17 protein-coding genes and 1 pseudogene are annotated in these 13211 nt (G+C 69.3%); 13 read left to right on the top strand and 5 right to left on the bottom strand.

Going from position 1 to position 13211, the window contains the following annotated elements; genetic code table 11:
* Positions 1-63 precede the first annotated feature (63 nt).
* Positions 64-630: a class I SAM-dependent methyltransferase gene (locus BSL84_RS29940; RefSeq protein ID WP_234363553.1), complete on the top strand. Its 567-nt coding sequence runs from the start codon at positions 64-66 to the stop codon at positions 628-630.
* 11 nt (positions 631-641) lie between these two features.
* On the opposite strand, the gene BSL84_RS29945 is transcribed toward BSL84_RS29940, so the two are convergent.
* Positions 642-2132 carry a SulP family inorganic anion transporter gene (locus BSL84_RS29945; protein ID WP_075971588.1) on the bottom strand — a complete coding sequence of 497 codons (1491 nt, stop codon included), beginning with the start codon at positions 2130-2132 and terminating at the stop codon, positions 642-644.
* A gap of 419 nt (positions 2133-2551) precedes the next feature.
* Here BSL84_RS29945 and BSL84_RS29950 point away from each other — a divergent pair, with 419 nt between their 5' ends.
* The gene (locus tag BSL84_RS29950) at positions 2552-2971 is read left to right on the top strand and encodes a MerR family transcriptional regulator (protein ID WP_199838763.1); all 420 of its coding nucleotides are present in this window, start codon (positions 2552-2554) and stop codon (positions 2969-2971) included.
* A 15-nt stretch (positions 2972-2986) separates the two neighbouring features.
* Here BSL84_RS29950 and BSL84_RS29955 read toward each other — a convergent pair whose 3' ends face one another.
* Positions 2987-3307: a hypothetical protein gene (locus BSL84_RS29955; RefSeq protein ID WP_075971589.1), complete on the bottom strand. Its 321-nt coding sequence runs from the start codon at positions 3305-3307 to the stop codon at positions 2987-2989.
* Positions 3308-3454: 147 nt separating this feature from the next.
* Positions 3455-4021, bottom strand: coding sequence for a DM13 domain-containing protein (locus tag BSL84_RS29960; RefSeq protein WP_075971590.1), 567 nt, complete (start codon positions 4019-4021; stop codon positions 3455-3457).
* Positions 4022-4321: 300 nt separating this feature from the next.
* Here BSL84_RS29960 and BSL84_RS29965 point away from each other — a divergent pair, with 300 nt between their 5' ends.
* Entirely contained in the window at positions 4322-4699 is a 378-nt protein-coding gene (locus BSL84_RS29965) for a VOC family protein (protein ID WP_075971591.1), read from the top strand.
* Positions 4700-4721: 22 nt separating this feature from the next.
* Here BSL84_RS29965 and BSL84_RS29970 read toward each other — a convergent pair whose 3' ends face one another.
* Positions 4722-5192, bottom strand: a complete 471-nt coding sequence (locus BSL84_RS29970; RefSeq protein WP_075971592.1) for a nuclear transport factor 2 family protein — start codon at positions 5190-5192, stop codon at positions 4722-4724.
* Positions 5193-5250: 58 nt separating this feature from the next.
* Between BSL84_RS29970 and BSL84_RS35010 the strand changes: the two are divergent.
* From BSL84_RS35010 to BSL84_RS36290, 10 genes and pseudogenes are all read left to right on the top strand, one after another.
* A pseudogene (locus BSL84_RS35010) lies at positions 5251-6080 on the top strand (IS5 family transposase).
* Between the two features lie 397 nt (positions 6081-6477).
* A complete protein-coding gene (locus BSL84_RS37540; RefSeq protein ID WP_267894058.1) occupies positions 6478-6609 on the top strand; it encodes a hypothetical protein in 132 nt (43 codons plus the stop codon).
* Between the two features lie 145 nt (positions 6610-6754).
* Positions 6755-6967: a hypothetical protein gene (locus tag BSL84_RS29985; protein ID WP_159393586.1), complete on the top strand. Its 213-nt coding sequence runs from the start codon at positions 6755-6757 to the stop codon at positions 6965-6967.
* Positions 6967-7437: a hypothetical protein gene (locus BSL84_RS36660; protein ID WP_075971594.1), complete on the top strand. Its 471-nt coding sequence runs from the start codon at positions 6967-6969 to the stop codon at positions 7435-7437. The genes BSL84_RS29985 and BSL84_RS36660 overlap by 1 nt, the downstream gene beginning before the upstream one ends.
* A 22-nt stretch (positions 7438-7459) precedes the next feature.
* Positions 7460-7759, top strand: a complete 300-nt coding sequence (locus BSL84_RS29995) for a hypothetical protein (RefSeq protein WP_075971595.1) — start codon at positions 7460-7462, stop codon at positions 7757-7759.
* 394 nt (positions 7760-8153) lie between these two features.
* Positions 8154-9044 (top strand): ABC transporter ATP-binding protein, encoded by an 891-nt coding sequence (locus tag BSL84_RS30005; protein ID WP_075971597.1) that lies wholly within the window; start codon positions 8154-8156, stop codon positions 9042-9044.
* A gap of 56 nt (positions 9045-9100) precedes the next feature.
* Positions 9101-10669 carry an ABC transporter permease gene (locus BSL84_RS30010; RefSeq protein ID WP_199838764.1) on the top strand — a complete coding sequence of 523 codons (1569 nt, stop codon included), beginning with the start codon at positions 9101-9103 and terminating at the stop codon, positions 10667-10669.
* A gap of 206 nt (positions 10670-10875) precedes the next feature.
* Positions 10876-11265, top strand: a complete 390-nt coding sequence (locus tag BSL84_RS36280; protein WP_159393587.1) for a DUF3592 domain-containing protein — start codon at positions 10876-10878, stop codon at positions 11263-11265.
* Positions 11266-11353: 88 nt separating this feature from the next.
* Positions 11354-12046 (top strand): hypothetical protein, encoded by a 693-nt coding sequence (locus tag BSL84_RS36285; protein WP_159393588.1) that lies wholly within the window; start codon positions 11354-11356, stop codon positions 12044-12046.
* Between the two features lie 130 nt (positions 12047-12176).
* A complete protein-coding gene (locus BSL84_RS36290) occupies positions 12177-12413 on the top strand; it encodes a hypothetical protein (RefSeq protein WP_159393589.1) in 237 nt (78 codons plus the stop codon).
* Here BSL84_RS36290 and BSL84_RS30025 read toward each other — a convergent pair.
* Positions 12385-13193, bottom strand: a protein-coding gene (locus BSL84_RS30025; protein ID WP_107484868.1) for an IS5 family transposase whose coding sequence is annotated in 2 segments (ribosomal slippage) — positions 12385-12845 and positions 12845-13193 — 810 coding nt in all. Because the reading frame shifts where the segments join, the coding sequence is not laid out codon by codon here. The genes BSL84_RS36290 and BSL84_RS30025 overlap by 29 nt on opposite strands.
* Between the last annotated feature and the right edge of the window lie 18 nt (positions 13194-13211).

The raw sequence follows: 13211 nt of genomic DNA on the forward strand, positions 1-13211 counted from the left end.
ACCGACCAAGAACGGCCCCGCCCTGGGCGGCTATGGGGCCGCGCGTCCGGGGCCCGGGACGTTTTGGAGCTGGGCGCCGGCCACGGCCGCGACGCCCTCTACTTCGCCCGCGAAGGATTCACCGTCCAGGCCACCGACTTCTCCGCAACCGGCCTGGACCAGCTGCGCGCCACCGCCGGGCATCAGGAAGTGGCCGAGCGGGTGACGGCCGCGGTGCACGACGTGCGCGAGCCCCTGCCGCTGCCGGACGCGTCCGTTGATGCGGTCTTCGCGCACATGCTGCTGTGCATGGCCTTGTCGACGAAGGAGATCCACGCCGCGGTCCGTGAGATCCGCCGGGTCCTGCGGCCGGGCGGCGTCCTCGTCTATACCGTCCGGCACACCGGCGACGCCCACTACGGCACCGGCATCGCCCGAGGCGACGACATCTTCGAACACGGCGGCTTCGCCGAGCACTTCTTCGACCGCGCGCTCGTCGACGCCCTGGCCGACGGCTGGATCCTGGACGAAGTCCACGCCCTCGAGGAGGGCGAGCTGCCCCGCCGCTTGTGGCGAGTCACTCAATCCCTGCCACCCCGGACGGAGGCCGCGACGGGCCGGCACCACCCACCCGGTGTTGCCGGCCCGTAGGACGCCAGCGGTCAGTGGCTGGCGGCGAGCTCTCCACTCAGCTTGCCGTGGAGGTCGGCGCTGGGGTCGTTCAGGCCGGTGATCTCGACGGTCTTGCCGCGCTGGGCGTACTTGGTCTCGATAGCGTCCAACGCGGCCACCGAGGAGGCGTCCCAGATGTGCGCGGCGGACAGGTCGATGACGACCTTCTCGGGGTCGGTGGCGTAGTTGAACTGGCCGACGAGGTCGTTGGAGGAGGCGAAAAACAGCTCTCCGGTGACCCGGTAGACCACCGTGGTGCCGTCAGGGTCGATGACGGCGGTGACCTCGGCAAGGTGAGCGACGCGCTTGGCGAAGACGACCATGGCGGTGAGGGAGCCAACGACGACGCCGATGGCGAGGTTGTGGGTGGCGACGACGCAGGCGACCGTGATCACCATGACCGCGATCTCCCCGGCGGGCATCCGCTTGAGCGTCTTCGGGGCGACGGAGTGCCAGTCGAACGTCGCGAACGACACCATGATCATGACGGCGACCAGGGCCGCCATGGGGATGTCGGAGACGACCGGGCCGAAGACGATGCACAGCACCATCAGGAACGCGCCCGCCAGGAACGTGGACATGCGGGTCCGGGCCCCGGAGACCTTCACGTTGATCATCGTCTGGCCGATCATCGCGCAGCCGCCCATGCCACCGAAGAAGCCGGTCACGATGTTCGCGATGCCCTGACCGATGGACTCGCGGGTCTTGTTCGAGTGTGTGTCGGTGATCTCGTCGACCAGCTTCGCCGTCATCAGCGACTCCATCAGGCCGACCAGCGCCATCGCGAACGCGTACGGGGCGATCGTCGTCAGCGTGTCCAGCGTGAACGGCACGTCCGGCAGGCCAGGCACGGGCAGGGAGGAGGGCAGGTCGCCCTTGTCGCCGACGGTCGGTACCGCGATGGCCGCGCCGACGGTGATGACGGTCAGGATGACGATGGAGACCAGCGGGGCGGGGACCACGGTGGTGATCTTCGGGAAGAACACCATCAGCGCGAGGCCCCCGATGATCAGCGGGTAGACGGCCCAGGGCACGTTCCGCATCTCGGGCACCTGGGCCATGAAGATCAGGATCGCGAGCGCGTTGACGAAGCCGACCATCACCGAACGGGGGATGAACCGCATCAGCCTCGCCACACCGAGCGCGCCCAGGACCACCTGGAAAATGCCGGCCAGGATGACGGCGGCGATCAGGTAGCCGAGGCCGTGCTCACGGTTGAGCGGGGCGATGACAAGGGCGACGGCGCCGGTCGCGGCGGAGATCATCGCCCGCCGGCCGCCGACGACGGAGATGACGACGGCCATGGTGAAGGAGGCGAACAGGCCGATGGCAGGGTCGACCCCGGCGATGATCGAGAACGAGATCGCCTCCGGGATCAGCGCGAGCGCGACGACCAGGCCCGCGAGGACTTCGGTTCGCCACACCTTCGGATCGGACAGCCAGTCCGGCTTCAGGCCGCGCAGGCGCGCGGCGGGGGACACAGCGGCAGCAGAAGAGGACAAGGAGGCACCTGTCGTGCTCGGGCGCGTCCCGTTCGGCAGGCCGGGGCGTGCGGGAGGGCGCGGAGGGGCCGGGCCGGCACCCCGCGGACGGCCCGTGAAAGACGTGGGCCGGAGAGGAAGGGGGATCGAGCGAGGGCCGCGCCTGCGCGGCCGGGCTCACATCCCGAGGCGAAGCATCACGGCGGGCAGGCGGCGGCGCCGGGCGTCATGGGCTCGCGCACGCTTCTCTCCTGCAAGAATCGGATCTCCGCCGGGGGCGCCATCGGCCCCGACACGGCAACGACGGGACAGCGAATCGCTGCCCGCACCATCAGCAACTCTACCCTAACGTTAGAGTAGGGACTGGCGGGGAGTGCGGATGCACCCCGCCACGGTGCGAAGGGCTGGGAAGTACAGGCGTGGACGGCAAGCACATGCAGATCGGCGAGGTCGCCGCGCGTACGGAGCTGTCCCTGCGCACGATCCGGCACTACGAGGAAACGGGCCTGGTTGTCCCCTCCGCCCGCTCCCAGGGCGGCTTCCGCCTCTACACCGAGAACGACGTCCAGCGGCTCATGGTCATCCGCCGGATGAAGCCCCTCGGCTTCACCCTGGACCAGATGCGCGACCTCCTGGACGCCACCGACCGCCTCGACACCGACAGCGAGACCGAACTCGATGCCGACGAGCGCGAAGCTCTGCTCAAGCGAGTCCGCGGCTACGAGCAGGCCGCCGCCGAGCGGATCGACAAGCTCCGCGTCCAGTTGTCCCGTGCCGAGGACTTCGCCGCCACCCTGCGCTCCCGCCTGGAGCGGAACACCCCTGCCCCACAGGTCTGATGGCCGTCAGGAAGGTCAGCAGTCCGGGCGGGGGGCAGCAACGAGGGCCTGACGGAGCAGGTCGGCATCGGGCGCCCCGGAGAGCCCGGTCGCGGTCGGGTAGATCCGGCAGGCCAGCCCCGGCGGGCGCCCGGGCTCGGCGAACGGGTCACGGCCGTCGATGAGAATCGTCGGGGAGCCGGTGAAGGCGGACCGCTCGGCCTCGGCCTCATCGGCGATCACGCGGATGGTGAAGCGGGTGTCGGGCAGCCTGGCGTCGGCCAGTGCCTGCTGCAACCGCTGCTCGGCGAGTTGCCGGTGAGGGCAGTCCGGTACGACCAGAACCTCGAGCTCCATGTCTCCAGGATCGCGCGCCGAGACGCCCCACGGGGTCGAAGGCCCGAAGCAGAAGGTCCTCATCCCCGAGGCCGCTGAAATCTCGCCGCGCAGTGCGGCAGTGGCCCGCCGACCACACGTCGGCGGGCCGCTGCCGTTCCCCCTTAGCTAGGCCCTGGCGAGTGCCGCGGCGCCGAAGGAGACGTTGAAGCGGTCGCACCAGATGCTCACGCTCGTGTACTGGGAGAGGTCCACATCGGCGGGAAGGACGTAATTCTGGTCGCCCTTGTTGCCCTTGAGCTTGCCCAGGCTGACGTACTTGCCGTCATCGAAGACCTCCCAGCCCGCCTTGCCTTCCTTCACCGGCGCATCGGTGAGCCACACGTGCAGGTCGGGACCGTTGCTGGTGTCGAGGTTCTCCAGCCGCAGCGTGTGCGAACCGTCCGCCAGCTGGACGATCTTCACCGTGCCCGTCGTGGTGTGCTCATGACTGATCAACTGCCCCGCAGAGACAGTCCGCGGCTCCGGTGGCGCCGACGGCGGAGCCGAACTCTGACCGGACGGGGACGGCACGGCCGACGCGGTCGCTGCTGTGGAGGGTAGGGCCTCCCGCACCGTCTCGTCCTGCCACAGCTTCCAAGGCTGAAACAGGTACATGCCCACGCCGATCACAGCGACCGCAACCACCGCGACGCCGAGAACAACCGGTCTGCTCGATATCCATCCACGCGCCATAGAACGCCTCCCGCAGCATCAGATTCCCGCCTGACATTAGACGGCATCCACCACCGGTGTGAGCCTGGATCCAGAGTCCGGACCCGAGCTCGGACACGAGGGAGCGAGGGCCAGCGCCAGGGACTGGCCATCGCCGGTTGCGGCTGGGCTGGCGGGACGGAGGTCAGCTGTGCGAGCGACACGCGGCACCGCCGTTGGCCGCGTCGGCCTGTCACGTACCGCAGCCTGGTAGGCGAGCACCATTCACTACGTGCCGAGCCGCTCGGGGCGGTCTCGGCTCCCTGCTCGGAGGAGCACGGCATGGCAATCGAAGGTGTGTCCCCCTACCTGCGGTACGAGGACGCGGACGCGGCTCTCGACTGGATGGAGCGGGTCCTCGGCTTCACCGACGCGATCCGCTGGCGCGACGATTCAGGGCGGACGTTCGAGGCTGACATCCAGGCGGGTGTGACGAAGATCGGGGTCAGTGGCGGCGGGGTGAGCAGCGAAGGCAGGAACGCCCTGTTGATCGTGCACGTGGATGACGTCGACGCGCATTTCGCGCTGGTGCGGGCGGCATCCGGCGTGGAGGTGGACGGTCCGGTGGATCAGCCGTACGGGCCGCGGACCTTCACGGTCACCGACCCCTGGGGGTATCAGTGGAGCTTCTGGCAGGGCGAGGCCACACCACCCCAGTGATCGCCGGTGAGCCCCTCCGGTTTCACTGGCCCGTCGTCGAGGGCGTCGCTGCCGAGGCCGGCGCCACCGCCGTGATGTGGCTCAGCAGGCACAGCCAGCGGCCGTCCCGCTTCACGAACACATCCGACGTCCACTCGTCGGCGTCGAACCGCCGGCCCCCGTAATGCGCGGTGTTGGTCATCCGCGCGCTGAAGACCGCGGTGTCGCCGTGCACCCGCACCCGGGGCCTGCTGACGAGGTCCATAGCCGAGTGGGTCAGCTGCCCGGAGGCGACGAACGCGAGGAAGTCGTCCTTGGATGAGATGCCGGACTCCGAGACGATGGCCCAGTCGTCGGTCATGAAGCTCGCGATCCGTGCCGCATCGTTGGAGACGATCGCCGCGGCCCAGGCCTCCGCGACGGTGGTGAGGTCCGCTTGGACCGCGTCGTCGACGCCGTCATGAACCGTTTCGTCCGCCGGGACGGCCGGGTCTGCGCTGGGGTTGTCGGCCATGCCCCGATGCTAGGGCCTGTCGTCAAAGTGATCTTGCATTGTGGATCATGGTTGGGTGATACGTCGCCATGAACTGTCGGACGCTGAGTGGGAACTCGTGCAGCCGTTGCTGCCTCGGCCCGTGTTGGGGCGGCCGCGGCTGGACGACCGGACGATCCTGAACGGGATCGTGTGGAAGTTTCGGACCGGGGTCGCCTGGCGGGACGTGCCCGACCGGTACGGGTCGTGGGCCAGCCTCCACACCCGTTTCCGCAGGTGGGCGGCGGACGGAACCTTCGAGCGGATGCTCCAGGCCGCGCAGGCGCAAGCGGACGCGGCAGGTGACATCGAGTGGCTGGTGTCGGTGGACTCCACCGTTGTCCGTGCCCACCAGCACGCGGCCGGAGCCCGAAAAGGGGGCTCCGCAGCCCGGCCCTCGGCCGGTCCCGCGGCGGACTGACCAGCAAGATTCACCTGGCCTGCGATGGGGCGGGCCGCCCCCTCGCGTTCGTCCTGACCGGCGGGAACACCAACGACTGCACCCAGTTCACCGCCGTGATGGACGCGATACGGGTGCCCCGGATCGGGCCGGGTCGACCGCGCATCAGGCCCGACCACGTCATCGGCGACAAGGGCTACAGCTCGAAGGCCATCCGTACTTGGCTGCGGCGGCGCGGCGTCACGCACACGATCCCTGAACGGTCCGACCAGGTCCGCAACCGGACCCGGCGAGGCGGCCGGGGAGGCAGGCCGCCGGCCTTCGACAAACAGGTCTACAAGCGCCGCAACGTGGTGGAACGGTGCTTCAACCGGCTCAAGCAGTGGCGCGGCATCGCGACCAGGTACGACAAGACCGCCCAGTCCTACCAAGCAGCCGTCACCCTCGCGTCGCTCCTGATGTGGGCGTGACACTTTGACGACAACTCCTAGGCCCTGTCCGGGCCCGATGGCCTGCGGAGCAGCCCTGCCACCCTGAGCGGGCGGTGTGCGAGGGCCCGCGACAACAGCGGAGTTGGTCGGGTGAGGGGATGACGGCGCGCTTGGGGTCGTACTGGGGTGGACTGACGCCCAGGCGGGGGCTGTCTTCGAAGATGCCCAGGCGGTGCGCGCCGAGGAGGATCGACTTCAGCTTGTCGTACGCATTGGACTGCGTCGCGAGCAGGTCGACAAACTCCGAGTCCAGCTGGCCCGCGCCGAGGACTTCGCCGAAACGCTCCGTACGTGCCTGCACCAGGCCGCACCGGCCGGGTCCTGACTCGCGGTGACCCGCCGCCCAGCGCGCTGTCCGACTTCGCCCCTGGTGGTGATGGGCGCGGTCCTCACGATCGCAGGCGCCGCCCTCTACACCATGCCGGGCGAGCGGCCGGAGCTGATCGCCGCCGCAGCCCTGATTGTGGCGGCCGTCGCCGCCTGGTGGTGCGCCTCCCGCCAAGGATGATCACGACCTGACACCGATGTGATCCTGCGCAGGGGGGCGGCGCAGACAGCGGCCCGCCTGGTGGATACGGTGTAAAGAACGCGTCAAGAACTGGCGCGCGGTGTGCCGGGAAGTCTGGTCGGCGTCCTGGGGGCAGTGTGCCCTCTTGCCACTGACACACCCGGAGGCCCACTGCCATGGCGGCACCCGCTCCCGTCCCCCCTTCCTCGGGTTGCTGCCGCTTTCCGAGCGGCAGGCGATCACCCGGGCCCTGCGCATGGAGACCGTCGGCGGCCTGGTCCTCCTCGGTGTGGCTGTCCTCCACTCCGCGCCGGACGCCGAGAGTGGCGTAGCACGTGCGGACGGGAAGCGCACCTGATGACCGGCGGCGATACCTCTCTGCTGGCCCCCACGATCATCATTGCCGCCCTGGTCGTCCGGACCGCGCTCGCGGAGCTGCAGCACTCGGGCAGCGCCCGGCGCCAGTGGGCGTTCGCCACCAACCCCAAGGGCATGGCGGCCGGTGCGACGGTCGCCGCCGCCACGGTCCTGATCGGCGGTGCGAGCTTCGGCTGGGCGGCGGCGGCCTGGGCGCTGCTCATCGGGGTGTTTACCGCCTTCCTCACTGGCCGCGATACCCCCGCCGCCGCATCCCCCGTAGTGCCGAACGCGGAGCGGCGGCCTGTGTCCGAGCGACAGGTTGCCTGGGTGATGGTCGGCATCGGTGCGCCTGTGACCTTGGCCGGGGTGGCGATGTACTTCCTGCCGGGCCCTGGGTCTCCCGTGCTCGTCATGGGGCTGGCCCTGCTCGTCACCGGCCTCGTCATGGCCGCATCCGTCCGCCGCTAGCACCCGACAGGAAACGACGCAGATGATCTGGCAGTGGATCGGATTGACGATCTTCTCTCTCACCCTGCTGCCCGCTGGGCTGGCGATGGCCGCAGGCCGGGCACCGGCCCGTCTGCGGGCCCGGCTCGCGCCGGTAAGTGCCCACGGCTGGGCGCTCCTGGCGCTCTACGCCGTAGCACCCCTGAACGCGATCCCGCGGCTGGCCGGGGCCTCCCCGGAGATGAGCCTGGCCCTGACCGCTGCCGGCGGGATCGTCGGGGTGGCCGGATGCCTGCTGGCCGGCCTGGCCCGCCTCCGCACCCTCAACAGCGGCGCCCGATGACACCGAACCCGCGCCGGCGGGTTGTCGCCTGGTCCGTCATCGGCTGGTGGGCGGTCCTCACCGGCCTGCTGTGGCTTGCTGGCACTGCTCTGGGGTACCCCGCACCACTTGTCGGGTGCGCCGCATCCGCCGCTGTCCTGGTCGCGGTCGGCGAGGCCGGTGATTGGATACGGAGACGGTGGACGGCTCGGTCGGGCGGCCGGACGCCGCGCTAGCGCTAGCGCTAGCGGCCACGAAACGGTGTCCGCCTCGCAGGGCGGAAGGCAGCGGAACCGTTTGGTCCTATGCCTTGTCCGGTGTGATGCGGCGCGAGTATGTTCACCAGCGGTGTGCCGGGAAGTCTGGTCGGCGATTAGGGGCCCTGTGCCCGCCGCGCCGAACCATGGAGGCCCACATGGTCTCGCCCGCCCTCCGTACGCAATCCCTGAGCAAACGCTACGGCCGTGTCCGGGCGTTGGACGGGCTGGATCTGAGTGTTCCGGCAGGCGAGGTGTTCGGCTTCCTCGGCCCCAACGGGGCCGGCAAGTCGACCACCATCCGGCTGCTGCTGGGACTGGCCCGCCCCACCAGCGGCCAAGCATCGATCTTCGGCATCGACGCGGCCGACGTCGCCATGACGCACCGGGGCCTGGCGTACGTACCGGCCGACGTGGCGCTGTGGCCACAGCTGACCGGCGCCGAGACGCTGGAGCTGCTGGCCCGCACGGGCCCCGGAACCGACCGGCTCTACCGAAATGAGCTGGTCGAGCGGTTCGACCTCGACCTGTCCATGCCGGGCCGGGCCTACTCGACCGGCAACCGCCAGAAGGTGGCACTGGTGGCCGCGTTCGCCACCCGGGCACCCCTGCTCGTACTTGACGAGCCGACAAGCGGCCTGGATCCGCTGATGGAACGCGAGTTCCGCCACGCGGTCCGCGAGGCCCGGGACAACGGCCAGACCGTGTTCCTCAGCTCCCACCAGCTCGCCGAGGTCGAGGCCGTTTGCGACAAGGTGGCGATCCTGCGCGCCGGCCAACTCGTGGACGTCGCCGCCGTGCCGGGACTGCGACGGTTGCACCGCACCGAGGTGACGGTGAGCTTCACCGGCACGCCACCGGACCTGGACCGTGTGCCCGGCGTGGAGGAGGTAGAGGTGACCGGCGCGGCTTCGGTGCGGTTCACCCTCACCGGCCCGCCGGGGCCTGCGCTGCAAAAGCTGGCGGAGGCGGACGTGGTCAGCCTCGCGGTACGCGAACCCTCGCTGGAGGAAATCTTTCTCGGCTACTACGGCGGGACGCAGCGGTGACCCCCGTCTCCCCGCCGGCCGAGCACACAGGCCCAGGTCAAGTGGCGGGCCGGGCTGTGACAGCTCTGGCTCTGCGCCAGACCAGACGCGGCGCGCTCGTCGTGACCGCTGTGGTGGCCGGGATGTCGGCGGTGGCGGTCGCGGCCCACCGCAGCACCGTCAAGGACCAGGTGGATGCCGCAGCCCTTGAGGCGCTGGCGGGCAACCCGGCGATCCGCACCCTGTTCGGCGAACCGATCGCGCTGTACGACGCCGGCGGGTTCGCCGTGTGGCGCACCGGGACGGCACTGGCGGTCGTGCTGGCCGTGTGGGCACTGCTCGCCGCCACGCGGATCACCCGGGGCGAGGAGGACGCAGGCCGGTGGGATGTCCTGCTCGCAGGGCGGCTGCCGGTCACCACCGTGGTCGCACGCCACCTCGCCGTCCTGATCGCGGCGTCACTCCTCGCGGGCACGGCAGCATTCGCCGGCCTCACCGCAGCGGGTGCCACCGCGGGCGGCGCCGCCGTGCACAGTGCCGGGCTGGCCCTGTGCGGAGGGTTCTTCGCCGCGGTGGGCACCATGGCCGCCCAGGTGTTCACGACCCGGGCTTCAGCCAGCGGCGCGGCCGTCGCAGTGCTCGGCATCAGCATGCTGCTGCGGATGGTCGGCGACGGCGTCGCCGCCCTGGGGTGGCTGCGCTGGCTGTCGCCGTTCGGCCTGACGGCGCTGACGCGCCCGTACGACGGAAACCGGATCTGGCCCCTGCTGGCCTTGTCCGCCGCCGGCCTGGTGCTCGCCGCCGCAGCCACGGCTACGGCAGGGCGGCGCGACATCCGCGACGGCTACCTGCGCGCTCCCTCCGGCCGGCCCCCGCGCATGAGGCTGCTCGGCTCGGTCCAGGCGTTCGCGGTGCGGCGGCTCGTGCGGCCACTGGCCGCTTGGTCGGCTGCCGTCGGCGCGTACTACCTCCTCATCGGGATACTGGCCGTGTCCATGGCGGACTTCCTCACCGACAACCCGCACTTCGCCGACCTCGCCGCCCAGGCCGGCTTCGCGGGGCTCGGCACCGTCCAGGGCTACACCGCCACGCTGTTCGCACTGCTGGCCGTCCCGGCAGGAGCCTTCGCCGCGGTCCGCCTCGCCACGCTCGCCGCCGACGAAACCGGCCGACGCCTCACACTCCTGTTCGCCCAGCCCCTCACCCGCACGAGAGTGCTCACCTCCGAGATCACCGCCGCCCTCGGCGGCGTCATCGCGCTCACCACCGTCTCCGGCCTCGCCACCTGGAGCGGGACACAGGCCGTCGGTGCCGAACTCGGCCTCACCGCCGCGCTGTCCGGGGCATGGAACGTACTGCCCATCGCCCTCCTCTGCCTCGGCGCCGGTGTACTCGCCCTGGGCTGGGCCCCGCGCGCAGTCGTCATCATCGGATCGCTCCCAGCAGCAGGCGGGTTCCTGCTGAAAGTCATCGCCGACAGTTCCGGCTGGCCGGCATGGGTCGGCCAACTGTCTCCGTTCGCGCACCTGGCCGCAGTACCCGGCGAACCCGTCAACTGGACCGCGGCCTTGCTGATGATGACCGCCGCCACGCTCGCCACAATCGCCGGCATCATCGGCTACCAACAGCGCGACCTCCGCACCTGACCACACGGCGGCCGAGGGACAGACCTTGCAGCACCTGCACCTCGATGCTCGACCGGCCGACAAGTAGGTGCAGAGAAGGCACTTCGAGCTTGGGGAGAGCGATCGGACGAGACCCGCGCACTCCTTGCGGTACGGCGTGAGTGCGGCCCTTGTGCGCCTGCCCGTGGGTTGGCGATAGTCCGGGCCTTCGGCAGTCGGGGGGCTCGGTGGGCGGAACCATCATGATTTTGGTCGTCGGGTTCTTGGTGTTCGCGTTCTCGGCGGGTTTCTACTTCCACTCCAGTCCGCTGCTGAAGCGCGGGGTGTGGACATCCGCGGTGTGCGTGAACGTCGGTCAGGTCGCGCAGGGTTCCGTGCTCCTGCTGGAGTACACCCCGGTGGGCGGCCCGGCGCGGCAGTACACCGTCGGACCGTTCGTGTTTCCTCCCGTCGCGGTCGGGGGGCGACTTGACGTGATCTACGATCCCAAGCGCCCTCAGGAGGTCACGCTCCCGGAGCGACTCCCCAAGGGGACGCGTGGGCTGCTGATCACGATGCTCATCTCCGGGGCGGTCGTCGCGGGATGCGTGACGGCCGTGGTGGTAGCCGTCAACTGAGCCCTGGCGCGCTCGGGGCGAAGCACGAAGAAGGCCGGCATGTGGTGTACGGGCGGCGCCGACCAGTTCCTCCAGGAGGTCTTCCATCGTGACGAACCCGATCACCATGCCGCTGGCCGCGGCAACGGCCGCCAGGCGGGTTCCGGCGTCGCGCCTGGCGGTCATGGTGTCGTCGAGCGGGGTGTCGAGGGCCACGGTGAAGAGTGCGCGCAAGGTCGGATTGATTCAGACCGGCACGGTGAAATCAAGTGCTTCGGGAGTCCCGCTCCGTCAAACCTACGTCTTCTCGCCGCTGGTGCAGACTGCAGACGACCCGTCGTCGACTGCTGAGGCACTGCACCTGCGTAAGCTCTTCACGCTCGCATTCTCTTCGGGCGTGAGAAGGCCATGCTGGGCCGGGGCCGGATCAATGATCCGGTGGTGCTCGTTTCGAAGCTCCTCAATGCCGGCTCCGTCGGCCCTGCCACCAATATCGGCACTGACTGTCACCTTCTGGAAGCCGCTGGCGTCGTGCAGGTTGACGAACTCACCAACGGTCGGGCCGGAAGAGATCGTCCGTGACGGCCTCGACTGGCTCAAGGCGAGCGTCGGAAGCATGCCCGGAGGATCTTCCTCTCTTAAGGTGGAAAATGCCCCTGGGCTGTTCGTCACTCCGGAGGAAGATCGCTCTAAGTTGACTGATGACGCGGCTAGTGACGAGATCACGACCTCCGCGATTCTTGAACTGAGGAAGGAGGTCCAGCGTGCAGTCAGGCACGAGAGCCCGTTCGGGCGGCAGTAGGCCAGCGGCTCCGAAGGCACCCCAGGCCGGCGAACTCCTGGAGGCCCGGGTTGCCCAGCTTTGGTTCTGGGAGGGTTTCTATTCGCGGTATGGAGTCAATCTTGAGCGGCACTATCAAGAACCGCTTGTGGTGACCGATCTCGACCTCTTTGCCTTTGACTTCACGCCTCACCTTTCCCAGGTCAAATATATCGGGGAAGTGAAATCTGGCACCGGCAAGAACACCGAGAAGCCGCTTGATCGCATTGTTTGGCTTCGCGGACTTCGCGAGCTTGTAGGTGCCGATGCTGCGGAGCTCACCATGGCCAGAGGTGTCACTGGCCGCATTAGACGTCATCTCATTTGGCCAGTCGGCGGTAGCAGATGAGGGTGCAGGCGAGGCTGGTGAAGGCGAGGAAGTGTTCGGCCTCGCGTTCGTAGCGACGGTGGAGGCGTCGGCAGCCGGCGAGCCAGGACATGGTCCTTTCGACGACCCATCGGTGGCGGCCGAGTCGTTGTGAGGACTCGATGCCTCTGCGGGCGATGCGGTGCGTGATGCCGCGCCCACGTAACCATCGGCGCAGGTGGGCGTAGTCGTAGCCCTTGTCCGCGTGAAGCTTGCCGGGCTTGCGTCGTCGGCGTCCGCGTCGTGAGCGGATGGGCGGTATGCCGCGGACGAGGGGCTCGAGGGCCTGGCTGTCGTGCAGGTTCGCGCCCGAGATTCCGACGGACAGGGGCAGACCGGTCCGCTCGGTGATCAAGTGGATCTTCGAGCCGTACTTGCCCCGATCGACAGGATTCGGACTTGTCAGATCCCCCTTTTCAGGGCCCTCATGTTCACCGAGTCGATCGCGCAGCGGGACCAGTCGAGCTCGCCGCGGGAACCGAGTTCGTCGAGGACCAGGCGGTGGAGCTTGGCCCACACGCGGGCCTTGCTCCATTCGGAGAAGCGTCGGTGGGCTGTCGCCCCCGAGGGGCCGAACGATGCCGTGGGCAGCTGCTGCCAGGTACAACCCGACGTCGCGACGAACACGATCGCGGCCAGTACCTCACGGTCGCCGTGCCGACGCCGTCCACCACCTTGGGGCCGCGACGGCGCCTCCGGCACCACCCGCTGGAACAGCACCCACAACTCGTCCGGCACCAGACGCTCAACGATCCCCACCATGACCGACAGCCTACCCAC

The sequence above is a fragment of the Streptomyces sp. TN58 genome, assembly GCF_001941845.1.
Classification (GTDB): domain Bacteria; phylum Actinomycetota; class Actinomycetes; order Streptomycetales; family Streptomycetaceae; genus Streptomyces.